Raw genomic sequence first — 22,261 nt, 5'->3', positions numbered from 1 at the left:
CCGCCTCGTCCGCGCCGGACGGCCCGCGCCGCCCTACTCCGCCAGTCCGGCCCGCGCGGCGTCCAGGTGCGCCCGAACCGTGCCTTCGTCCAAGGGGCCTGCGACCGCCACCGACAGGGCGCGCGGATCCAGCACGTCGCGGGCGCAGGCGAGCACCGCTTCGGCGTCCACGGCCATCAGGTCGTCGAGCAACTGGTCCAGGTGCCCCTCGGGCAGACCGAGACGCGCGGCGGTGACGACCTGGCTCGCGCGACGGCTCGTCTTCTCGAAACCCATCGCGAACGAACCGCTCAGGTACTGCTTCACGAGGTGCAGTTCGTCGGGCGTGACCGGTTCGGTGCGGATGCGCTCCATCTCCTCGACGAAGCCGGCGAGCGCCGCGGCCACCTTGTCGGGCGACGTGGCGATCGAGGCTTGGAACACGCCTTCGACGCGCCCGGCGGAGGCAGCGGTCGTCGCGCTGACCGAGTAGGCCAGACCTTCCTCGTCGCGCAGGCGCTTGCTGATGCGGTCGGTGAAACCGGGACCGGTGCCGAGCACGTGGTCCATCACGACGCAGGCGGCGTAGCGCGGATCGAGGCGGCGGATGCCCAGGTGTCCGGCCAGGAGCTGGACCTGTTCACGCTCGGCGCGGAACGTCGCGATGCGCGTGGTGCGCGGCGGGAAGCGGTCGTCGATCGGCGGCGCGGCGACGCCGGTGCGCCACCCCGCGAGGGCCGATTCCAGGTGGTCGCGCACGGCCTCGGGGTCGAGATCGCCGCAGATGCCGATGATCGTGCGCGAAGCGACCCAGGTCTCCGCGTGCCAGCGCACGAGGTCCTCGCGCTCGATGCCGGAGACCGATTCGAACGTGCCGCGGCGCGGGCGACCGATGCCGCTCGTGCCGCCCGTACCGGTGCCGTACACCAGCGTGTTGAACAGGCGGCCGACCTGGACGCGCGGATCGGCTTCGTCGACGCGCAGACGTTCGAGCGCGATCGACTTGCGGCGTTCGAAGCGCTCGATCGGGTAGGTCGGCCGGACCAGGACCTCGGCGGCGAGGTCCAGCAGCGTGCGCCAGTTCGCGTCGGGACTCTCCGGAGTGCCGACCGCCGCGGCCGAGCCCGACAGCCCGCTGGCGTCACCGACGAGCGAACCGCCGAGCGGCTCGAGGATCGCGGCGAGTTCGGACTCGCTGTGGCGTTCGGTGCCCTCGACGGCGAGCGAACCGGCGAGTTGGGCCGTGCCTTCGCGACCGATCGGGTCCAGGCGTGCGCCACCTTCGATCGAGACCACGAGCGACGTGACGGCGGCCTTCGCGCGCGGCGACACGATCAGGCGCGCGCCGCACGAGAGCTCGAACTCGATCGACGGGATCGACAGGCGCAGGCTACGCGGTTCGGTGAGCGCGGTCGGGTCGGGTGTGCTCACGACGTCACCGGGTCGTTGGACTCGCGGTCGTCGGAGGCGTCGTCGTCGAAACCGCCCTCTTCGATCGCTTCGACGCCGGCGTCGTCACCTGCGTCGAGCGCGGCGCCGATGGCCGTGTCGACCGCTTCACTCGCGCTCGCGCCCTCCTCGGCCGGCAGCGACCAACCGACGGCCGCGCGCGAGAACGGCAGCAGCCGGCGGCACACGTCGCGCACCTGGTCGGCGGTGATCGCGCGGTGCCGTTCGCCGCCGTCGAGCGCGATGCGCCAGTCCGCGTCGAGCGCGAAACCGCCCAACTGCTCGGCCACGTCGGACACGCCTTCGCTCTCGAACGCGTCGCCCGAAACGAGGATGCCCATGGCGCGCTCCATCTCGGCGGCGGTCGGTCCATCCTCGGCGAGCCGCAGGATCTGGGCCTCGATCGACGCTTCGAGTTGGGCTTCGCCGGCCGCGTTCGACCCTTGCGCGAAGAGCCAGAACAGGCCGCCGTGCGCACGCGCGTCGTTGGCGGTCGAGACGTAGGTGCAGAGGTCGCCGTCGACGACCAGCGCGCGCGTCATCGTCGCGTTGCGGCCGGTGGTCAGGATCGTCTGCACGAAGTCGAGCGCGAAGTCGTCCACGTCGCCGCAGCGCGCACCGGGCCACACGATGCACAGGCGGTGGCCTTCGTCGGGCCAGGTGCGACGGACGCGGTGGGCGACCGGGCCGGAGCGCAGCGCGGGCTCGGCTGCAGGCTCGGCAGCGGGCGACGTTCCGGCCAACGTGACGTCGGGCGGAGCGACGAGCGCGCTCTCGAACGGCTCGGGTGTGGGCAGCGGTTCGACGTCGCGTGCGGCGTCGGCGAACGCGGTCGCGACCTGGGCGAGCACGTCGTCGCGCTCGACGTCGCCACACACGACGACGGTCGCGTTGCTCGGCGCGTAGGCACTGCGATAGTGGGCGTACATCGCCTCGCGCGTGATCGCCTCGACCGACTCCTTGGTGCCGATGATCGGTCGGCCGTAGGGGTGGTCGCCGCACGCGAGCGTTTCCACGTCCTGGCTGATCGCACGCCACGGATCGTCGAGCCCCATCGCGAGTTCCTCGAGCACCACTTCGCGCTCGGCCTCGAACTCGACCGGATCGAGCGCGAGGTTCGCCATGCGATCGGCTTCGATCGCGAGCGCCTGCGTCCAGCGATCGGACGCGAACTCGAACCAGTAGCCGGTGTGGTCCTTGCCCGTGAAGGCGTTGTTCTGTCCGCCGAGCAGCGCGGTCAAGCGATCGACCTCGCCCTTGCCGACGGTCTTCGTGCCCTTGAACATCATGTGTTCGAGGAAGTGCGACACGCCCGCGATCTCGGCCGGTTCGTGCACCGAGCCGACGCCGTAGAAGACGAGGACCGCGACGATCGGGTCCGTGTGCCGCTCCCCGACGATGAGGCGCATCCCGCTCGCGAGGGTGGTCTCGGCCACTCGGCAACCGCCGCGCTCGAGGGTCTCGGACCAGGGCGTGTCGGGGTCGCGCGAGGCGTGATCGGCGGCGTCGGACGCGGCGGGGTCGGACACGGCGGTGCGCGATCCGGTCGCGCACGATCCCCGGGGACCCGAGCCCGCCGACGAGGACCCGCTGCTCGCCGTCTCGGGCGGGCCCGACTCGGCCGCTCCGGACGTCGGAGCGGCCGCCGGACGATCGCCCTGGGTCCGGGAGCGCGAGGAGGGATCGGACGCGGGCGACGTGCGCCCGTCGCCGTTCGACTGGTGGTTCGGTTCGATCGTCATGGAGGGCGGATCAGGATACGACCCGCCGACCGCCGCCGTTCGAGTCGCGACCCTTCGAGCGCGAGACTCGCGATCCCGTGCCCTTCACGCCCGACTTGCGGGATTCGTTCCCGCGCGAGGTGGTGCTCCGCGAGCCCTGGTCGCCCGAGTTGCCGCTGCGCGAGTCGCTGCTCTTCCAACCCGGGCCGCTGGTCCTGGGTCCGTTCGCACCGGAGCGCTTCGAGCCCGGGTGGGCACCGTCCGTCGGTCGAGTCGAACGCTCGTCCTCGGTGCGCCGCGACGAACCGTAGGCCGAGCGGCCGTAGCCCGACGCTCCGCGGCTCGAGCGGCCGTACCCACGGTCCTCGCCGCGACGGTCACCGTTGCGGTCGCCGCCGCGCGCGGTCGAGCGATCGCCGCCGCCATCGGTCCGGCGATCGCCACCGCGCGGACGCGGCGGGCCGCCAGCGCCGATGACGCGACGGACCTGACGTCCTTCCGAGTCGGAGGGCACGGACGTGGAACCGGAGCGAGCCGGACGCCCCGGACCCGACGAGCGCGCGCCCTCGTCCGAGCTCGACCGTCGCGCAGCGCCCGGGTGGGCGGCGGCGGATCGGGCACCAGCGGCTCGGGCAGCAGCCGGGTGCGGCGCGAGTGCCTCGTCGTCACGCAGCGGCTGACGCGCGCCGCGGTCGTCGAAACGCTCGACCGTGCGCTGTTCGTCGCGGCGCAGTTCGGGAGCGGTGAACACTTCCTCGACGTCGCGGCGCACGATGCGGTCGGTCTCGTCGCGCCCGCTGTCGAAGCCGGCGCGCGTGCGCTCGGGTCCGCGGCGGACGTCGCTGCGATCCTTGCCGCGGGAGGCGCGGCGGTCGGTGCCGCGGCCGGCGCCCTTGCCGTCGCGATCCTTCGTGCGGTAGTCCTGGGTCGGGCCGGCGAGCAGCTCGAGGATCTCGTTGCGACGCAGCGGACGCCAACTGCCGGGCTTGAGGCCGCGGTCGGTCAAGTGGCCGACGCGGATGCGCTTGAGGTCGGTGACCTTGTAGCCGGTGCGCGCGAAGACCCGGCGCACCTCGCGGTTCTTGCCCTCCTTGATCGTCACGACGAGCTTGCTGGCCGTGGCGGTGCGCTTCTGCACCAGGACGCGCGCGCCCGACGTGCGACCGTCGGACAGGTGCACGCCGTCGCGGATCTTCGCGACTGCGGCGTCATCGATGCGGCCCTGGACGAGCACCAGGTACGTCTTGTCGATGCCGTAGCGCGGGTGCATCACGCGGTTGGCGAAGTCGCCGTCGTTCGTGATGAGGATCAGGCCCGTGGTGTCCTCGTCGAGGCGACCGACGGTGAACACGCGCCCCTTGTCGCGGTCGGTGATCAGGTCGACGGCCCGCGGGCGCAGTTCGCGCTCGCTGTTCGTGCAGACGACGCCCGACGGCTTGTTCAGGAGGTAGTAGCGGTGCCGCACGCCCTCGGGACGCAGCGTCACACCGTCCACCTCGATGCGCTGGTTCGCCGGATCGACCTTGATGCCCAGGTCGGTGACGATGTGCCCGTCGATGCTGACGCCGCCCTCGGCGATCAGCTCGTCGCACCCGCGACGCGACGCGATGCCGTGTGACGCCAGATACTTGTTGAGCCGCACGAGCTCGGTGCCGTTGCCGAGTTCGTCGGCCGCGTCCTCGGGACGACGGCTCTTGCCGTGCAGAGGCGAACTGGCGCCGCGACGTTTCGCGGCACCGTGCACGCCGTAGGTGGGACGCGCCTTGGTGTAGGCGGGGCCGGCGGATGCGGGCTTGCGCCCGGTCGATCGACCGGTGCGCGAGTCGCGGCTCTCACGAGCGGGGCGACCTTTCTTCATGTCGGCGGCCCTCCGGGGCCGGTTCGAGCTGTCGGTGCGATCGACAGTCGTGCTGGATGGGGCGAACGGCCGGTGGCGGTTCGCGAACGGACCTGGCGGCCTCGCGTCGTGGAACTGGTTCCGGCGCGCGTCGTCGTGGGACGAGCGAGCGGTGGAATCAGCGCGCGGGGCAGGCCAGCCGCACGAGGCGCACCGGGTCGGGAGCGGAGGAGCCGTCCGGACCAGGTAGGCGTTCGATGCGGTGGCGACCGAGGGCGGCAGGGACGAGGACGGACTCGCCGAGGGCGAGACGGACCCCGGAGCCGGCCGGCTCGGATTCGCGGGCGACCACGATACCAGAGTGGTCGCGGTTGGGTCCTGCGACGACCACGTAGATCTGGAAGCGCCCGCCGGTGTCGAGGGTGAGCGCGGGAGGCGAGGAGGCGAGGTCGATGGCCTCGAGTTCGAAGTGCTCGGTCGAGGCCAGGAGCTGGGTGGCGGGCGTTCGGGCCCCGGGTCGCGGGCGAGCCGGGCTCGACGTCCGGGGAGCCGGGACGCCGAAACGCGTCACCTCGAGCCCTTGGGCGAGGTGCAGGTCGCGCGGCTTCCCGTCGAGGCCGAGACGCCCCCAGTCGTCCAGGCGGTAGGTGGTGTCGGAGTTCTGCTGGACCTCGAGCAGGGTCACGCCCGCTCCGATCGCGTGGACGGTCCCACCGAGCACGGTGAGCGCGTCGCCGCCGCGCACCGGGTGCCGGGCGAGGGGCTTCGACGCGTGGCCGGCGGCGAGGGCGGTCTCGAAGGCCGCGCGGTCGACACCGGGCTCGAAGCCGCACCAGACCTCGCCCCCGTCGCGCAGGAAGTACCAGGCCTCGGTCTTGGCCTCGGAGCCGTGGCCCTGGGCCGCAGCGCCCGCGTCGTCCGGGTGCACCTGCACGCTCAGGGGAGCGGAGGCATCGAGGAACTTCACGAGCAGCGGAAAGCGTCCGTTGCGAGCGGTCGGCGCGTTGCCGAGCAGTGCACGGGGGGCGCGCGCGACGAGTTCGCCCAGGGTCGTGCCCGCGAGCGGGCCGCCGCGCACCACCGACTGGTGATCCGTGCGGTCGACCAACTCCCAGGTTTCGCCGATGGGGCCGTCGCCCTCGAGCTCGATCCCCAGGACGTCTTCGAGCGCACGACCGCCCCACACCTTCTCCAGGCACAGGCGGCCGAAGCGCAGCGGTTCACGGGCCAGGTGGGCCGCCAGCTCGACGTCGTCCGAGGAAGCGCGGTCGGAAGAGCCGGCGTGGGAGTGTTCGGGGGTCGGGGTCACCGCGCACAAACCTACCCGGAAGAGAAGCACCGAACACCTCAAGCGCTCTTGCGGGAAGAGGGTCGCGAGCCGCGGCGCGCCGTGGACGCTCGGGGACTCGGGGCGCGCGTCGGGACCGGAGCGGTCGAGGCACTCGCGGACGCGGGATCGAGCGCGGGCGACCCGGTCTTCGGGCGAGTCCCGTCCTGCGCCGAAGTCGAGCGACCGCCACCGTTGGAGTTCGCGTTCGCGTCGGCGGGCCGTGTGGCCGTCTTCGCAGGACGCCGCCCCGAGCGGAGGGCTTCGGCGGGAGCCGACGCGTCGCCGGTCGAAGCCCCGGTCTGATTCGCAGCGGTCCGGTTCGCAGCGCTCTGGCTGGCCACCCCGTGCGGCGCCCCACCGCGGGCCTCCTCCGTCCCCGCGCGCGCGCGGCGAACACCGCCGCAGGCGAGCAGCCTCTCGGCCTCGGCGCGGGCCGTCGCACTGCGCCCGGAGCCCCCCACCATCGCGGCGATCTCGCTCAGTCGCGCCGACCCCTCGAGCACCACGGCCTGGGCCGACGTGCGCCCGTCGCGCGTGCGCTTGACCACGGCCAGGTGGCGGTCCGCCCGTGCCGCGATGGCGGGCTGGTGGGTCACGGTCAAGACCTGCCCTCCGCGCGCCAGGGCCGCGAGACACTCGGCCACCTTCGGAGCCAGTCGGCCGCCGACCGCCGCGTCCACTTCGTCGAAGACGAGCGTGTGCGTGCGGAGACTCGCTGTGTCGAGATCGGGCTCGGCGCCCGTCGAGCGACGTGGACCGGCCGCGCGTGGAGCCTCCCCGAACACGGCCCCGGTCGCCGCACACCGCAGCGCGAGGAACACGCGCGCCGCCTCGCCACCCGATGCGATGTGCGCCAAGGGGCGCGCCGGTTCGCCGGGGTTGGGGCTCCACGAGAGCGTCACGTCCTCGACGCCGGTCGGTCCGAAGCGGCGCGCCCCGTCGGCTTCGCCATCCTCCGCGTCGTCGCCGCCACCGAGCGCGCCACCGACCGCGCCACCGACCGCGCCGCGTTCGGTGAAGCACACGTCGAGTCGCGCTTGGGCCAGGCCCAGCCGGTCGAGCAGCGGCTGCACCATCTCGGTCAGGGTTCCGGCCCGCTCGCGTCGCCGTTCGGTGAGTTCGCGCGCCGCGTCCTCCACCCGCGCCAGCGCCACCGACTCGTCGCGCCGCAGCCGCTCGCGCGCGCCGTCCAAGTCGTCGAGTTCGTCGGCTTCGGTGCGCAGCGCCTCGACGTGCAGTGCGAGTCGGTCCACGTCCAGCCCGTGTCGCCGAGCCGCCCGCTCGAGCGCCGCGAGCCTGACTTCGACCTGCTCGAGCCGTTGCGGGTCGGACTCGACGCCACCGAGGAACGAGACCAGTCGCGCGGCCGCGTCCTCGAGGTGCAAGAGCCCCGTGCTCAGCGACTCCGCCACCTGGTGCAGGGGATCGGCGGCATTCGCCCAACGGGCCACGCGATCGGCCACGACCGCGACCTGGGAGATCAGCGGGTCCTCGCCCTCGGAGAGCGCCCCCGCCGTGGCTCCGAGGTCGCCGACCACCTGTTCGGACTGGCGCAACAACTCGCGCTCGCGGCGCAGCTCACTCCCCTCGCCACCTCGCGGGTCGAGCGCTTCCAACTCCTCGAGTGCGATGCGCAGGAAGGTCGCGCGGCCGTCGCGCTCGCGTGCGCGTTCCTCGAGCGCGAGCCGTTCGGCGCGGCGGCCGAGCCAGTCCTCGCGCGCCGCCACGTAGACCGTCAACGCGTCGGCGATGCTCGATCCGCCCGGATCCGAGCCCTTCCGAACGGTGCGGCCCGTCGCCGTGTCGGCCGCGCGCCTGTCGGCGATCTCGTCGAACCAAGCGGTCTGTCGAGTCGGCTCGTTGACCGCGCGCTGCTCGAACTGTCCGTTCACCTCGAGCAGCTCGCGCACGAGCTCCCCCAGCGCAGCCACGGTCACCGACAGTCCTTGCACACGGGCACGCGATCGACCGCCGCCGTCGAGGACCCGCACGACCAACAGCTCGCCGTCCTCGCTCCAACGCTCGCCGTCCAGCTCGGGCAGGTGCCGCTCGAACCAGGCCGACACCGCGGCGTGGGTCGGGTCCGTCGGCCGCGGCACGTCGAACGAGGCCTCGAGCACCGCGCGCTCGGCCCCCGCACGCACCCAGATCCCGACGCCGCCGCGGGGACGCGCCCCGCCGAGCAACTCGAGGGCGGTGACGATGAGGCTCTTGCCCGAGCCGGTCTCGCCGGTGATGGCGTTGAGACCGGGGCCGAAGCCGACGGTCAGTCGATCGATGAGAGCGAAGTCGCGAACGCGGAGCTCGTGCAGCACGGGTCACCTCGGGTCAGGAAGCCGGCGGAGCGATCCGGCCGGCGCGAGCCGCCCCGGGGCGATGCACCGGCGCGGACCAGGAAGACGTGCCGAGGGTGCCGACGGTTGCGGACGAATGCGAACAAAACACGAACCGAAACCCGAAAAAATCACGAACGCGATCCGACACCGATCGGGGGCCCGTCGCGTCTTGGTGGCATGGTCCGACGAACTCCGATCCATGGCGCAGCCTGGCGCCCCACCGATAACGGCTTCCGCCCGGCGAGCGGGCGACCGCGGCACGGCCACTGGGCCCCGCGCTCGGCACCTCCACGCCTCGAACCACCTTCCGTGGGTGCTCCGGGCCGTCCACGCGCTCCGGTGGGTGCGGGTCGGCGGGGTCTCGGACGCCGCAGGCCCAGCCTTCGCGACCTACTTGGAGGAGCCGGAACTCGAGTCCGACCCGTCCGCGGGGACCTCGAGGCGCTCGGCGATCGCGAGCAGAGGAGCGCGGTGGTGCTCGGGCATCGGAGCGGCGAGGGCCCGCTCGATCTCCGAGCGAGCGAGCTCCAGGTTGCCCTCTCGCTCGAGGCGTTCGGCGCGCGCGGCGTGGAACACGGTCGCTTCGGTCAAGGCGACTCCCTTGCGATGCACGGCCCAGATCTCGATCCAGGGCTCACCGGCGAAGACCTGGCGCACCGCCCCCTCCACTTCGATCCGGTCGTAGGGACTGGCGGCGAGCAGAGCCTGGGCGGCGCCTGTTCCGCGGCGGGCGAAGAGGTACGGAGCCGGGTTCTCGAAGGACGCGCGCTCCCAGAGGGCCGCGTCGTCGCTCCAAGCTTCCAGGCGGAGCCACGTGGCCCCGTCGAAGCGCGTCAGGAGCGGATCCCACGCCCGGTCGACGGCCTGGACCACGACGGTGGCGCGGAACGGGATCTCGAGCGCGCGACTCGGCAGTCGGCGGAGCTGCGAGAGCTCGACCGGCCCGTCGAAGCTGGTCGGCGCGTGGCGGGCCGTGGGCTGCGCGGCGGGCTGGGAAGCCGGCTGGGCGAGGCACAGGAGCGGCGCGGCGACCAGGGCGATCATCCGCAGGACCCCATGGACCGGGGCGGGCGGCTGGATCGGGTTCGGGCGGCGGCGAGGGCTCACGCCCCTGCATCGGCACGCGGGGCGCCCTCACTCAGGATCGAGCTGGAGGTACCAGATGGACTGACCACCGTAGACCCGCTCCTGGGCCACGAGCGGCGGGAGCGCGGGGGGACCAGCTTCGCTCGGCCCGGCGGAAGCGGGCTCGTCACCGGCACGCGCTCCGGCGAGGTGGGCCGCTGTGAGCTCGGTCTCGGTCACCGCGCCCACGGGGACGTGCAGGACCACGACCCCTTCGTCCGCCAGGTGGTTCGCGACGAGCTCCTGCACCATCGCGAGAACGAGTGGCCGTCGGTCGGGGTCGGCGAGCCACGGGAACGGCGGGTCGCAGAAGACCACGTCGAACGGACCGCCTTCCCACGCCTGTGCTGCGGCCGCGTCCCCGCCGACGACCGTCGCGCGTTCGGTCAGCCCGAGCGCCGCGAGGTTCTGGGCCTCGAGTTCGCGCACGCGCGCGTCGGCCTCCACGAGCCGCGCCCGCCGTGCGCCGCGGGACAGGGCTTCGATCGACATCGCGCCGGAGCCGGCGAACAGGTCGAGCACCGCGGCGCCCTCGAGCCAGGGCGCCAGCGTCGAGAAGATGGCTTCGCGCACGCGATCGAGCATCGGGCGGGTGCCCGATCCCTGCGGTGCATCGAAGCGACGGCCGCGCAGGACTCCGGCGATGACGCGCATGGCGGTGACTGTACCGCTGCGGACGTGGTCGATGGAGTACGCGGTCGCGCGGGTTCGCGGAACCGTCCCCGGAGCCGCGGTCCGCTCGCGGGCGCGCGCTCGCTCGGCACGCGCTCTCGCGCCCGACCTGGAGAACCTCGTCGGAGCACCGCGCTGGTGCTCGCCGCCACGCGACTCGACGTCCGACCTGGAGCACCGCACGGTGCACCGCGATCCGTTCCGATCGGCGTACCTCGACACCCCGAACGTGAGGGGTCGCCGCGTGCCGTCGACCGCGGACGTGAAGGTGTGGGCTCGCGCGACGCGCTGTGGACATCTACGCTCCGGGCATGGCCAAAGGAGCTCCCGACCTCGCGCTGCGACTGCACGTCAACGTCGACCACGTGGCAACGGTGCGCCAGGCCCGTCGCGCGCGTTTCCCCGATCCCACCGAGTTCGCGCTCGCCTGCGAAGCCGCGGGCGCCGACGGGATCACGGTCCACCTGCGCAAGGATCGCCGCCACATCCAGGACGACGACGTGCAGGCTCTGCGCGGGCGTATCGGCACGCTGCTCAACCTCGAGTGCAGCCTCGACGACGAGATGGTCGACCTCGCCTGCGACTCGGGCGCGGACGCCTTCTGCCTCGTGCCCGAGAACCGCGCCGAGGTCACGACCGAAGGCGGCCTGGACGTGATCGCGGAGTCGGCTCGTCTCGCGACGGCGGTGCCGCGCCTCGGACGCTCCGGCGGGCTGGTCAGCCTGTTCGTCGATCCCGACCTCGATCAGATCCGCGCGGCGGCTGCGACCGGTGCGCCCTTCATCGAGCTGCACACGGGGCGTTATGCGAACACGGTCGACGCCGAGCGCGAGGCCGAACTCGAGCGCCTGCGACGGGCTGCGGAGCTGGCGCACGAACTCGGACTGCGCGTCAACGCGGGCCACGGCCTCGACCTCGTCAACGTCGGGCCCGTTGCGCGCATCGCCCACCTCGAGGAGTTGAACATCGGTCACGCGCTCGTGGCGCGCGCCCTGTTCGTGGGAGCGGGCGGCGCCGTGCGGGAGATGCGCGTGGCGATGGGGCTCGAAGGCTAGGCGGAGCGGCGCGGACGAAACACGACGCCCCGGCAACCGCGGGCGCGCTCGTTGCGAAGGAGCTTCCGACGAACCGAGAAGCCCGCCCGATGCACCGCACGCCGCGCCCCAGGCGACTCGTGCACCGATCCGGACGGCATCCCGGCCGCCGTTCCTCGGCGGCCGGATCCCCCACTCCCCAGGACCGCCCCACCGTGGACCCACCATGCGCGCCATCTGGAAGGACACCACCATCGCCGAGAGCGACCGCACCGTCGTCGTGGACGGCAACCACTACTTCCCGCCCGACGCCATCGTGGCCGAGCACTTCGCGGACAGCGATCACACGACGGTCTGCGGCTGGAAGGGCACCGCCAACTACAAGCACGTGGTCGTCGGCGGACAGCGCAACGAGAACGCCGCCTGGATCTACCGCGAACCGAAGGACGCCGCGAAGGAGATCGCCGGCCACGTGGCGTTCTGGAAGGGCGTCGAGGTCGTCGACTGAGCCCGCTGGCGATCGATGCCCGTTGGCGATCGATGCCCGCTGCCGAAGATGCCCGCTGGCGATCGAACGCGAGCGGCGACCGTGCGGGTGGAGCTCGACCGCTCCCCTACCCGCGGCGAACCCGCTTCCCACCCACGCCATCTCTAGGACCTGGCGAGCGAGATGGTGCGCCCATGCACTGGAGCGGTGGGGCGAGGCCGCCCGGAGTCGGGGGCCTCGGCGAATGGCTGCGCGGAAGAAGCGGCCGAGCGCTCCACCTAGCGGCGGCGGAGCCTTCGGTCGCGGTCCGTGCCGCGCTCGATGTCCGCGCCAGTGACGCGGGCTTCGCAGGGGCTTCGCGTGGACCGAACGCGACATGGCGTGGAGGTTCCGGGGCGGTGCGAGCACCTGGGTCGCTCGACGCGAGGTCCGCGCTCGACGTGAGCTCCTCGACGGCGCTCGAACAAGCGTTCGGCGCCCGGCCCCGTGCCGGCGCGGCCGCGCGAATCCATCGCACGAATCCACCGCACGGGCTCACGGGTGGAACTCGGCCGAGGAACTCACCCGTGGAACGCGCCGCGCCGGCCACGCCATCGACGCGCCGCTCCGGCCCACGGCGCGGTCGACCCCCGTCGACCCCCGTCGTCCGCTGACGTCGACGAATCGACCGACGCCCCCGGTGCCGCCGCCGCGTCTACTCGCCGTAGCGCAGTTCGAGCAACTTGGGCTGGGTCGCCGACTCGCGCCGACGTTCGGACGGCGCGGGCAGCACCACCTCGAACAGGACGCCGTACTCGTCCTCGGGGAGCGTGTCGGTGAGGACGCGACCACCGGCCGTCCGACTCGCTCGCGACAGCGCAGCCGCGAGGCCCGGCGTGGTGTTCGAGTGCCCGGCGACCACGGCGACCGACCCTTGCTCGAGTTCGAGGATGCGCGCGACGAGGGCTTCGGCGTTGCGCGCTCCGACCACCTCGACCTCGACACCGCTCACCTCGGCCAGCGGCGCGAGCGTCGCCTGCGTGCGGCGGTACTCACTCGCGAAGAGGTGGGTCACGCCGGCGCCGGCCAGCATGCCCGCGAGCTCGGCGGCGCGCGCGCTCCCGGCCTCCGACAGACCCGGATCGCGAGCGTCGTCGTCGCCCTTCTCGGCGTGGCGCACGAGGAAGACCACCACCGGTTCGACGGACTCGCGCGCTTCCTGTGCGACGGCGCCCGGCGCTGTGGGCTCCTGACCGAGAGGAGCGACGTGAGCCACGGAGCACACCGACGCGCACAGCGTGCCGATCAGCAGGGCCAGGGTGGATCGATTCAGAGCGAGGTTCATGGACTCTTCGTGGGTGGGAGCTGACGAGTGAGGCGCGAAGTGTGAAGGCTAGCGCTGCGAGCCGCTCCGGCAGCCAGGCGAAGCACGGCCACGCGGTCGATCGTTCGGAAGCGTCTGGAACGAGGGCCGACCGTGTCCGATCTTGCTCGCCGAGCCCAGCGGCCCGACCGGACACGCCGACCGGGTACTCACGTCTGGGCGCCCCCTCCACTCGCGCAAGCACCACGACTCCGTTCCATGTTCGACGCCGGAAAGATCCTTGGAAGCCTCCTCAGCAGTCCCACAGCGAAGGGCTTCGCCGGCGGCATGGCCGGCAGCATGCTGCTCAGCAAGGGCGGTCGGAAGATGGGTGCGAAGGCGTTGAAGTACGGAGGCATCGCCGCGATCGGTGCACTCGCGTACCGAGCCTACCAAGGACATCAGGCCTCGAAGGGTGCCCCGGCCAGCACCGGAGCCGGAGGAGCGGCGGCGAGCTCCGACCGCTCCCTCGACCTCGCCCAGCTCCCGCCGGCGGGCAGCGGATTCCTCCCGGCTCCGACGGACCGCAATGCCCAACAGTCCCTGGGACTGGTCCTCGTGCGCGCGATGATCGCCGCGGCGAAGGCGGACGGTCGGCTCGACGGTCAGGAAACGGCGCAGATCCTGCAGGGCTTCGACACCCACGGCCTGAGCGACGCAGATCGCGCCGACCTCATGAACGAACTCGCGCACCCCGTCGACCTCGAGGAACTGGTCGCGGCGGCGACCACCCCGCCCGTGGCGGTCGAGATCTACGTGGCCGCGCGCACGGCGATCGATCCGGACACCGCCGCCGAGAAGGCGTGGCTGCAGATGCTCGCGGCGCGACTGGGGCTCGAGGATGGCCTGCCCGAGCGCGTCGAGCAGGAACTCGCGCTCGAGCGCTGAGTCCCTCACGGCTCGCGCGCCTTCCTACAGCACGCCGCCGCTCTTGATGTCCAGGTACTCGTTGGCCAGCGCCACCGGCAGGTCCGGCGCCCGCAGGTCCAGCGCCCGCGCCCCGGCCGAACGCAGCGCCGCGACCACGGCTTGGCGCTCCTCGGCGTAGGCCGCCGCCGCGCCGGCCGTCGTCGCGGCGTCGACGTCGTCGCGCTCGGCCTCGAGCAGTTCGTCGACCCGCGCCTCGCGCAGGCTCGCCACCAACGACACGTGTCGCGCGCGCAGGGTCGCGACCGCGGGCAGGACCTCGCTCGCGTCCTCGCCGCGCAGGTTCGTCAACCAGACGACGAGCGAACGCTTGCGCTGCAGGGCGAGCACGCGCCGCGCCGCCTCGGCGTAGTCGCTCGGCGCGTCGGTCGGCTCGAGGTCGAAGATGCGATCGAGCACGGCCCGCACGCCGTTCGCGCCCTTCACCGGCGGCAACCAACGCTCCTCGCCCGCGAACGTCAGCACCGACACCGAGTCGCCCTGCCGCAACGCCACGTAGCTGAGCAACAGCATCGCGTTCAGGCAGTGGTCGAAGTGCGGCGTCGCGCCGTCGACCGATCGCATCCGCTGCCCGCAGTCGAGCAGGAACACGACCTGCTGATCGCGCTCCTCCTGGAACTCGCGGCTGATCAGCTCGCTGCGGCGCGCGGTCGCCTTCCAGTCGATCTGCTGCAACAGATCGCCCTCGCGGTACTCGCGCAGCTGGTGGAAGCTCTTGCCCAGTCCACGGCGCGGCTTCTTGCGAATGCCCATCTGCTCGAGGCGGTTCGCGACGGCGAGCAGCGCGTAGCGCACGATCGGGCGGTAGTTCGGCAGGACCAACACGTCGCTCGTCGCACCGGCGCGCTGGTTCACGGTCCACAGTCCGAGCGGCGACCGGCGCAGCACGTGCGCGCGATCGAAGCGCACGCGTCCGCGCCGCCGCGGCCGAACGCGGTAGGTCACGCGCGAGCGCGCCTGGGGCTCGAGCTCCACGACGCGCGGCAGGTGTTCGCAGTCGAACGTCCCCGGCACGCCGTCGAACACCTCGACCGTTGCCAGCGCGCTGTGCGGATTCTCGAGGACCAGCGTCACGTCGCTCCACGCATCGAGCGGCAGGCCGTCCGCGACTTCCCGCTCGACGACGAGTTGGGTCCGCCAGTCGCGCCGACTCGCGTCCAGCACGGCCACGACCGCCCCCAGACCCGCGACGGCGAACCACGCGGGTTCGAGGCTCGGGAAGAAGGCCACGACCAGTCCGCCCAACGCCAGAGCGAGGACGACCAGAAGGATGCGCGAAGTCGGTCTCACACGCGCGGCGCCTGAACCGTCGTGAAGATCTGCACCAGGACTTCGTCGGCCTCGCGGCCCTCGATCTGCATCTCCGGCGCGAGCGCGACGCGGTGGCGCAGGGCCGACAGCGCGACCCGGCGTACGTCGTCGGGCGTGGCGAATGCGCGCCCGGCCAGCAGAGCCTGCGCGCGCGCCGCGGCGACGATCGAGATCGCGCCGCGCGGACCGGCGCCGATCGACAGCGCCTGGGACGCACGGGTGGCGCGCGTGAGCTGCACGGCGTACTCGAGCACCGCGTCCTCGACGCGCACGGCCGAAGCGGCGCGCTGGGCGGCGACGACGTCCTCGGCGCGCGCGACCTGTTCGACCGCGTCGAGATCGAACCCGACCGCCGCGCGCCCGCGCGTGACGTGCGACACGATGGACGTCTCCGTCGCGAGATCCGGGTAGTCGATCGTCAGCTTGAACAGGAAGCGGTCGAGCTGGGCCTCGGGCAGCGGGTACGTCCCCTCCTGCTCGATCGGGTTCTGGGTCGCGAACGTCATGAACGGCGGCGGCAGCGCCTCGGACGTGCCCTCGATCGTGATCTGCCGCTCCTGCATGACCTCGAGCAGCGCCGACTGCGTCTTGGCCGGCGCTCGGTTGATCTCGTCGGCGAGGAGCAGGTTCGTGAACGCCGGGCCGCGCCGCACGCGGAACGCACCGGACTCGAGGTCGTACATCGCGTGACCGACCACGTCCGACGGCATCAGGTCGGGCGTGAACTGCACGCGCGCGAACGAACCGCCGAACGTCTTGGCGATCGCGAGGACGAGCAGCGTCTTGCCGAGGCCCGGCACGCCTTCGAGCAGCACGTGTCCGCCGGCGAGCAGCGCCACCAACGACTGCTCGACGACCGCTTCCTGGCCCACGAACGCGCGTCCGACCTGGACGCGCATCGCGGCGCACAGTTCGGCGGCTCGCGCCAGCTCGGCAGCGACCGGATCGGGCATCGGCGGTGGGACGGCGGATCCTGGGACGCCGGCTCCTGGAACGGCGGATCCTGGGACGGCGGCCGTACCGGACACCTCGGACGGCCCGTCGGGCGACGGCGCGTCCGAGGACGACAGGGGCGGCGGCTGGGGAACGGCGGGATCGGGACGGTCGGGATCGGCGTCAGTCATGGGCTCGTTCGAGCTGGTGGAGGTCGCGCGCGATGGCGACGAGCGAGTTGGAGTCATCAGTGAGCTGGCCGAACAGCACGTGCTCGACGCGCTCGGGGTCCAGCCCGGATCGTTGGGCGAGTGACTCGACGAGCACCGTGCGTTCCGGCGCGTGGAAGAGTCCGCGTTCGGCGGCGCGCAGGGCTCGGCGGCGCAGCGGTTCGACGATCGCAGCGGTACCCGCGTAGCGGCGCATGAAGCGGCCGGCGGCGACCACGTGGTCCTCGAAGGCGTGGCGCGCGGGCTCGGGGTCGGCGACCGGCGGACCGAAGCGCAGCGTCAGCCACCACAGCCACAGAACGATGAGCAGCAGCCCGGCCACGACGAACAGGTGCGCGCGCTCCCACAGGAGCCCGAGCAACGTCTGGTCGCGCTCGTCCACGAACCAGACGCTGCCCGGGCGCGCGTCGTCGACGAGCTGCCACAGGAACAGCGCGTTGTCGGCGCGTGCGATCGACAGGTTCGAGGCGAACGATCCGTTGACGAGGACGGTCGCGCGGCCGGCGCCGTAGGGGAAGGTCAGAGCGGCGATGCGGCCGTTGCGAACGAGGCGACCGTCGGGCTCGAGGTCGACCGTGAGACCGTCGATCAGGCGTCCTTCGTCGGCCACTTCGACGATGAGGCCGCGAAAGCGACCGGCGCCGTAGACCTCGAAGTGCCGCACGTCCCAGTCCTCGCGTTGGCCGGCGAAGGACTCGTCCGAGGTGGCCGGCTCGTCCGAGACCTCGACGCCGAGTTCCGTCAACAGCGGGTGCTCGGTCGTGTCGCGCCAGTCGGGGAAGCTCGGTCGCGCGGCGCCGAAGACCGTGACGACGAGGTGTCCGCCCGAGCGCGCCCAGTCGAGGATCGCAGCCTCGGAGCCGCTCGGGTACGCGATCCGCGCCGCGTCCACGAACAGGGTGGCGACGTTCTCGTCCGGTCCTTCGAGAACCTGCCGCGCTTCTGTGTCGCGCCCCAGTTCGCGCACGACGCGCTCGGCGGCCAGGTACGGATTGCGCAGGGCCTCGCCGCGGTAGCCGCGTTCGACCACGACTTCCTCGGTCTCACCGCAGGACGCGGCCAGCGCGACCAGGACGAGGACGGCGGCGCGGATGCTCGGGCGCACGACTCTCATGCGACACGCTCCGCGAACGCGCGGCGCCAACCGTCGACCAGGTGTTCGAAGTCGACCTGCGACGGGAGGCGGCGGCCGTAGGCGCAGGCCTGCCAGGCACCCGTCAGCTGCGTGAACGGTTCGACCGGAACGCTCGCGCCGGCGCTCGAGCCGACCGCGGCGGACCCGTGCGCCACGACGCGATCGAGGCACACGCCCTCGGTGTCGCCATCGACGATCGGAACACCGAAGCGCAGCACGAGGCTCGCGATCGACGCGCGGTACAGCAGGCCGAGTGCGTCGCGCGTCCGTCCCTGGTTCCACAGCGCGAGAGCCGTGCTCGCCGGATCGTCCGGCAGGGACTCGGGACGCACGTCGAGGCCGGCGACCTCGACCGGCGGCGGAGTCGACGCGTCGGCAGGTCCGTCCCGGCGCCGCTCGTACGACTGCACGGCTTGGTAGATCAGGATCAGGAGCCCCGCGACGGCGACGATGACGAACAGCGCGCGCACCAGCTGGGCCAGGATCCCGAGCCCCGGAAGACCTGTGTCCGAGCGCGTGGGTCCGACCGGTCGGCTCACGGTCTCGGTGCGGTCGAAGTCGGGATGGGCCAGGACCTCGTCGACGACCGCCTCGACGCGTTCGCGCTCTTCGGGCGCCTGCCCGGCGTCCTGGGCCCTGGCCGAACCGAGTCCGCCGCTCCCCCAACAGATCGCGACCAGCAGCGCCATGGCACCGATTCGGCGCGCGGGCTCCGCGAGGCGCCGGACCAGCGAACGGAACGCGACCTCGACGTCCCAGCCCTCGAGGAACGTGCGGCGATTCAGGTAGAGCGCGAAGTTCGCCGCCACGTACAGCGGACCGACGGCGGACAGCGCGAAGCACCCGACGACGTAGAGCACGAGCCCCGGCCACAGCGGCCCGTCCCCCGTCACCTCGCCCGTGAAGTGGTCGCGCAGGGTCTCGAAGACGTCGGTCACCAGGTACTCGGGCAGCAACATGCGCACGAGCATCAACGCGCTCGCGGCCAGTCCGATCTGGAACGCCCAGCACACGAACGTGAGCCCGAGCGCGACCGAGCCTTCCTGGCCCGCTCCCAACAAGGTGTTGCCGCGGCGGCGTGCGGCGGAACCGCCCTGTCCTTCGAGCACGGCGATGGGCGCGGCGAAACCGCGCCAGGGCGAGAGGCGCGCGACGGTCTGGCGCCACAGCACGCGCCGCGACCACAGCTTCGGCAGCGCACCGAGCATGTCGCCGAACGTCGGATCGCCGCCGAACACCTTGCCTCCGAGAACGTGCAACGGCACGCGCTCGATCAGCGGCAGGAGCCACCACAGCGCGAGCAGCGCGTAGCGAGGCCGTTCGCGGAAGACGATCCCGAGGCCCACTGCGAGCGGCAGGAACGTCAGGAACCACGCCAGGTGCAGCGTCCCCCACCAACGGCGGTACATGAGTTGGCCGAGGTCGACCGCTTCCCACGCCGTGCGGGGACGCAGTTCGAGGCGCACGTCAGCGAGCTGCACCGCGTCCTCCGAAGGCCAGGAAGCACAGCACCACGATCCAGCCGAGCGCGCCCACGACGTACTTCACCTCGTGCGGCACCGGCGACGCCGACCAGAAGGCCTCGACGAACGCGGCCATGAAGGTCATGGTCGCGGCCCCCGCCAACAGCCGCACGGCCTGGCCCGCGCGCGCGCGCAAGGCGTGGCTGCGGCTCGAGCGTCCGGGCGCGATGATGCCCTGGGCCAACTTGAGGCCGGCCATACCGGCGACCGGGATCGCCATCAGCTCGAGCGACCCGTGTCCGGCCGTGAAGGCGAAGAACGACGGGCCGAGGTCGGCGTGGATGACGTAGCCGAACGCCGCACCCAGCGTGATGCCGTTGAAGATCAGGAAGAAGAGCGTGCCCAGCCCGAAAGCGATCCCACCCGCGAAGATACGGAAGTCGATACCGACGTTGTTCCAGACGTAGAAGCCGAACATGAACACGTCGCTCTCGGCGTCGCGCACGATCTTCGGACCGCCGAAACTCGATGCGAGTTGCGCGCGCTGCTCGGGGCCGACGACCGCCAGCACCCACTCCGGTGCGACGGCACCGGCCAGCGTCAGCAGCAGGAACGGCGCGAAGAACAGCAGCGTGCAGATCCAGAACAGCCCGGCGTCGGCACGCACCTCGCGCGGGAAGTCGATGAGCAGGAAACGCGCCGCGCCGCTCAGCGGCGAGCGCCGCTGGCCGTACAGCAGGTTGTGTCCGTCCTGGACCAAGTCGTTCAACTGGTTCGTGACCCCGAGCCCGTAGCGGCGATGGCGCGCGAGCGACAGGTCCTGGCACAGCGCGCGGAAGCGGGACGGGAACTCCGCCAGCGTCGCGTCGTCGCGCTTGCGGCGCCGCAGACCCTTCACCGTCGCGGCGAAGCGCTGCCAGTCCGGCTGTCGGACCGTGAGGAAGCGTCGGCGGTTCATCCGCGTCCCTCCAACCAGTGCGCCATTCCGACCAGGCGCTCGACGCCCTCGGCATCGCGCGCGCCCGTCAACGGCTCGAGCAGGCCCGCCATCTCGACGCGTCGGTCGCGCGTCCAGGTCGGTGCGCGCGTGGCGAACTCGGCCAACGCGAGCTGTTCGCGGGGCGCGAGCGTGATCGGCGGCGCGACGGGCCGAACGTCGTCCTTCGACACGCCGGTGCGGTAGGCGCGCGCGTGCACGACCAACGTTCCGGCCGCGCGGTCGCCGAGGCGCTGGAAGTCGCGACTCGCCAGGCACGACACGAGGCCGGCCCCGAACGGCGGAGGAAGGAAGTCGACCGCGAGCATGAGGTTGCGGATCACCGACGCGCCCCACCCCACCGGCGTGCCGTCCACGTGGACCACGCGCAGGTTCAGCACGCGCTTGCCCGGCGTGGCGCCGCGACCGAGCACCTCGAACAGGATTCCGTAGCCCCACTCCCCCACGAACAGGAAGAGCAGGCCGAGTCCGCCGCCGACGCCGCCACCGAGCAGCGAGAGCGGAATCAGCACGCAGGCGTAGCCCGTCCAGCGCAGCATCGCATCCAGTGCCCAGGCCAGCGCGCGCGGCAGCGGTCCGGCCACGCGCAGCTCGATCTCGGCCCCCTCGGGCGTGGAGACGGGGCGCGTGGTGTCGAGACGCGCGGGCTCCTGGCGAGCGGTGTCGAGGCGAGCGGTGGGCATGGAAGGGTGCGGCGCGTTCGCCCTAGGGACGCGTCCGGACCACGCGCGTCGAAGCGATCCGGTCGTGGAGCGTGCGCTGGGTGCGTCCGAGGATCAACAGGTTGTCGAAGATGAGCAGCACCGTGGCCACTCCGCCGACCCCGACGACGATTTCGAGGACGATCGCGATGGCGACGACGACGAACCAACGGACGAACACGTAGCGCACGAGTCCGCACCGCTGACCGTCGAGGCGTTCGACGTGGATCCCGAGCAATCGCTTGCCCAGGGAACATGCTCCGCGGTGGATCGAGATGGCCTGGACGGCGAGGAGAACGATGACGGTGGACAGGATGGCGCCGAGCTCGGGCTTCGTGAGGACTTCGAACGTGCCCCCGTCCAACCGGCGCATGTAGTCGTCGAGGTCCTCGGTGATCAACATCCCCGCCACGGACGGCCCGAGCCACAGGAACGAGTCCACCAGCCAGGCGACGAGGCGCCGGCCGGGTCCGGCCAGGTCGGCGCGCGACAGGCGCCGCGGACGATCGTCGAGGATCGCGCTCGGCGGGGCGTACGGCGTCTCGAGCGCGCTCACGAGGTCACCACGATGGTCCCGCACAGGCGGTCGCGCAGGGTGCGGTGCCGGTCGCTGTAGATCGTGAACGCGTCCACGAGGAAGAGCAGCAGACCCAGGACGCCGAAGCTGACGAGGCTCAGCAGGAAGAGGAGCGCGAGCCAGAAGACCAGCCGCATCCAGAAGCCGTGCAGGAGATCGACGCGCCGGCCGTCGCTGCGCAGCACGCGCAGGCCGACGATGCGCTTTCCGACCGTCCAACCGCCGCGCCCCACGAGGATCCCCTGGATCAGCAGGTAGAGGAGAAGGCTGCCGCCGAACGTGCTCCATATCGCGATGCCCGCCATGGTCGGGTCCGGCGCCGCGAGGAACACCCCGACGACCGTGGCGACGATCAGAGCCAACAGAGCGAACCCGGACGGCAGCAGGAGGCCGTCGATCAGGAAGGCGCCGAGTCGTTGGCTCGGTCGCGCCAGGAACAGAGCTCGGGACGTGGCGTGGACGGGCTCGGCCACCTGCGACGCGGGCGGGGCGTAGGGGTCGATGGCGTCGCGGTCGGGCATGGGCGCGGCGCAGTGTAGAGGGGCGGTGTGGAGGAGCCGCCGGCCGGCGCCGCCCGCACCCGCCGATCTGGCTGTCCACCTGCCGATCTGGCAGTTCTCGGGGCCCGAAATCGGCCTTCTTGGGCCCTAGAACGGCGTTCGCCCCCGATCGTCG

19 protein-coding genes are annotated in these 22,261 nt (G+C 72.2%); 3 read left to right on the top strand and 16 right to left on the bottom strand.

Features of this window, described 5'->3' with window-relative positions; genetic code table 11:
• Positions 1-33 precede the first annotated feature (33 nt).
• The 7 genes from Pla163_RS02900 to rsmD form a co-directional block, all read right to left on the bottom strand.
• A complete protein-coding gene (locus tag Pla163_RS02900) occupies positions 34-1,410 on the bottom strand; it encodes a M16 family metallopeptidase (RefSeq protein WP_145183289.1) in 1,377 nt (458 codons plus the stop codon).
• Complete coding sequence (locus tag Pla163_RS02895; RefSeq protein ID WP_145183286.1) at positions 1,407-2,957, bottom strand: M16 family metallopeptidase; 1,551 nt, start codon at positions 2,955-2,957, stop codon at positions 1,407-1,409. The genes Pla163_RS02900 and Pla163_RS02895 overlap by 4 nt, the downstream gene beginning before the upstream one ends.
• A 223-nt stretch (positions 2,958-3,180) precedes the next feature.
• On the bottom strand, positions 3,181-5,007 hold the full coding sequence (locus Pla163_RS02890) for a pseudouridine synthase (protein ID WP_145183283.1): 1,827 nt from the start codon (positions 5,005-5,007) through the stop codon (positions 3,181-3,183).
• Between the two features lie 157 nt (positions 5,008-5,164).
• Positions 5,165-6,295 carry a type I phosphomannose isomerase catalytic subunit gene (locus tag Pla163_RS18635; RefSeq protein WP_419186251.1) on the bottom strand — a complete coding sequence of 377 codons (1,131 nt, stop codon included), beginning with the start codon at positions 6,293-6,295 and terminating at the stop codon, positions 5,165-5,167.
• A gap of 38 nt (positions 6,296-6,333) precedes the next feature.
• Positions 6,334-8,631, bottom strand: coding sequence for an AAA family ATPase (locus Pla163_RS02880; protein WP_145183280.1), 2,298 nt, complete (start codon positions 8,629-8,631; stop codon positions 6,334-6,336).
• A gap of 411 nt (positions 8,632-9,042) precedes the next feature.
• Positions 9,043-9,759, bottom strand: a complete 717-nt coding sequence (locus Pla163_RS02875; protein ID WP_145183277.1) for a hypothetical protein — start codon at positions 9,757-9,759, stop codon at positions 9,043-9,045.
• A 27-nt stretch (positions 9,760-9,786) separates the two neighbouring features.
• A complete protein-coding gene (gene rsmD / locus Pla163_RS02870) occupies positions 9,787-10,431 on the bottom strand; it encodes a 16S rRNA (guanine(966)-N(2))-methyltransferase RsmD (RefSeq protein WP_145183273.1) in 645 nt (214 codons plus the stop codon).
• 329 nt (positions 10,432-10,760) lie between these two features.
• On the opposite strand from rsmD, the gene Pla163_RS02865 reads away from it, so the two are divergent.
• Positions 10,761-11,504 (top strand): pyridoxine 5'-phosphate synthase, encoded by a 744-nt coding sequence (locus Pla163_RS02865; protein WP_145183270.1) that lies wholly within the window; start codon positions 10,761-10,763, stop codon positions 11,502-11,504.
• A 205-nt stretch (positions 11,505-11,709) separates the two neighbouring features.
• Positions 11,710-11,991: a DUF427 domain-containing protein gene (locus Pla163_RS02860; protein WP_145183267.1), complete on the top strand. Its 282-nt coding sequence runs from the start codon at positions 11,710-11,712 to the stop codon at positions 11,989-11,991.
• A 673-nt stretch (positions 11,992-12,664) separates the two neighbouring features.
• Here Pla163_RS02860 and Pla163_RS02855 read toward each other — a convergent pair.
• Positions 12,665-13,294 (bottom strand): SixA phosphatase family protein, encoded by a 630-nt coding sequence (locus Pla163_RS02855; protein ID WP_145183264.1) that lies wholly within the window; start codon positions 13,292-13,294, stop codon positions 12,665-12,667.
• Between the two features lie 237 nt (positions 13,295-13,531).
• Here Pla163_RS02855 and Pla163_RS02850 point away from each other — a divergent pair, with 237 nt between their 5' ends.
• Entirely contained in the window at positions 13,532-14,200 is a 669-nt protein-coding gene (locus Pla163_RS02850; RefSeq protein ID WP_145183261.1) for a tellurite resistance TerB family protein, read from the top strand.
• A 24-nt stretch (positions 14,201-14,224) separates the two neighbouring features.
• On the opposite strand, the gene Pla163_RS02845 is transcribed toward Pla163_RS02850, so the two are convergent.
• The 8 genes from Pla163_RS02845 to Pla163_RS02810 form a co-directional block, all read right to left on the bottom strand.
• Entirely contained in the window at positions 14,225-15,529 is a 1,305-nt protein-coding gene (locus Pla163_RS02845) for a DUF58 domain-containing protein (RefSeq protein ID WP_145183258.1), read from the bottom strand.
• A complete protein-coding gene (locus Pla163_RS02840; protein ID WP_419186504.1) occupies positions 15,526-16,503 on the bottom strand; it encodes an AAA family ATPase in 978 nt (325 codons plus the stop codon). The genes Pla163_RS02845 and Pla163_RS02840 overlap by 4 nt, the downstream gene beginning before the upstream one ends.
• Before the next feature lie 163 nt (positions 16,504-16,666).
• Positions 16,667-17,818, bottom strand: coding sequence for a DUF4350 domain-containing protein (locus Pla163_RS02835; RefSeq protein WP_145183252.1), 1,152 nt, complete (start codon positions 17,816-17,818; stop codon positions 16,667-16,669).
• A gap of 5 nt (positions 17,819-17,823) precedes the next feature.
• A complete protein-coding gene (locus tag Pla163_RS02830; RefSeq protein WP_145183249.1) occupies positions 17,824-19,329 on the bottom strand; it encodes a DUF4129 domain-containing protein in 1,506 nt (501 codons plus the stop codon).
• On the bottom strand, positions 19,316-20,269 hold the full coding sequence (locus Pla163_RS02825; protein ID WP_145183245.1) for a stage II sporulation protein M: 954 nt from the start codon (positions 20,267-20,269) through the stop codon (positions 19,316-19,318). The genes Pla163_RS02830 and Pla163_RS02825 overlap by 14 nt, the downstream gene beginning before the upstream one ends.
• Positions 20,266-20,991 (bottom strand): RDD family protein, encoded by a 726-nt coding sequence (locus Pla163_RS02820; RefSeq protein ID WP_145183242.1) that lies wholly within the window; start codon positions 20,989-20,991, stop codon positions 20,266-20,268. The genes Pla163_RS02825 and Pla163_RS02820 overlap by 4 nt, the downstream gene beginning before the upstream one ends.
• 22 nt (positions 20,992-21,013) lie before the next feature.
• Positions 21,014-21,565 (bottom strand): RDD family protein, encoded by a 552-nt coding sequence (locus tag Pla163_RS02815; RefSeq protein ID WP_419186250.1) that lies wholly within the window; start codon positions 21,563-21,565, stop codon positions 21,014-21,016.
• On the bottom strand, positions 21,562-22,107 hold the full coding sequence (locus Pla163_RS02810) for an RDD family protein (protein WP_145183236.1): 546 nt from the start codon (positions 22,105-22,107) through the stop codon (positions 21,562-21,564). Before Pla163_RS02810 ends, Pla163_RS02815 begins: the two co-directional genes overlap by 4 nt.
• Positions 22,108-22,261: the final 154 nt, after the last annotated feature.

The sequence above is a fragment of the Rohdeia mirabilis genome (assembly GCA_007750655.1).
GTDB lineage: Bacteria > Planctomycetota > UBA1135 > UBA1135.
Note: the sequence above shows the minus strand (reverse complement) of the source record. Positions and strands in the feature narration are given on the sequence as shown.

Coding starts and splice junctions, on each gene's coding strand:
- Pla163_RS02810 (WP_145183236.1), bottom strand. CDS start 22,107: ATGCCCGACCGCGACGCCATCGACCCCTACGCCCCGCCCGCGTCGCAG.
- Pla163_RS02890 (WP_145183283.1), bottom strand. CDS start 5,007: ATGAAGAAAGGTCGCCCCGCTCGTGAGAGCCGCGACTCGCGCACCGGT.
- Pla163_RS02825 (WP_145183245.1), bottom strand. CDS start 20,269: ATGAACCGCCGACGCTTCCTCACGGTCCGACAGCCGGACTGGCAGCGC.
- Pla163_RS02820 (WP_145183242.1), bottom strand. CDS start 20,991: ATGCCCACCGCTCGCCTCGACACCGCTCGCCAGGAGCCCGCGCGTCTC.
- Pla163_RS02865 (WP_145183270.1), top strand. CDS start 10,761: ATGGCCAAAGGAGCTCCCGACCTCGCGCTGCGACTGCACGTCAACGTC.
- Pla163_RS02840 (WP_419186504.1), bottom strand. CDS start 16,503: ATGCCCGATCCGGTCGCTGCCGAGCTGGCGCGAGCCGCCGAACTGTGC.
- rsmD (WP_145183273.1), bottom strand. CDS start 10,431: ATGCGCGTCATCGCCGGAGTCCTGCGCGGCCGTCGCTTCGATGCACCG.
- Pla163_RS02850 (WP_145183261.1), top strand. CDS start 13,532: ATGTTCGACGCCGGAAAGATCCTTGGAAGCCTCCTCAGCAGTCCCACA.
- Pla163_RS02860 (WP_145183267.1), top strand. CDS start 11,710: ATGCGCGCCATCTGGAAGGACACCACCATCGCCGAGAGCGACCGCACC.
- Pla163_RS02855 (WP_145183264.1), bottom strand. CDS start 13,294: ATGAACCTCGCTCTGAATCGATCCACCCTGGCCCTGCTGATCGGCACG.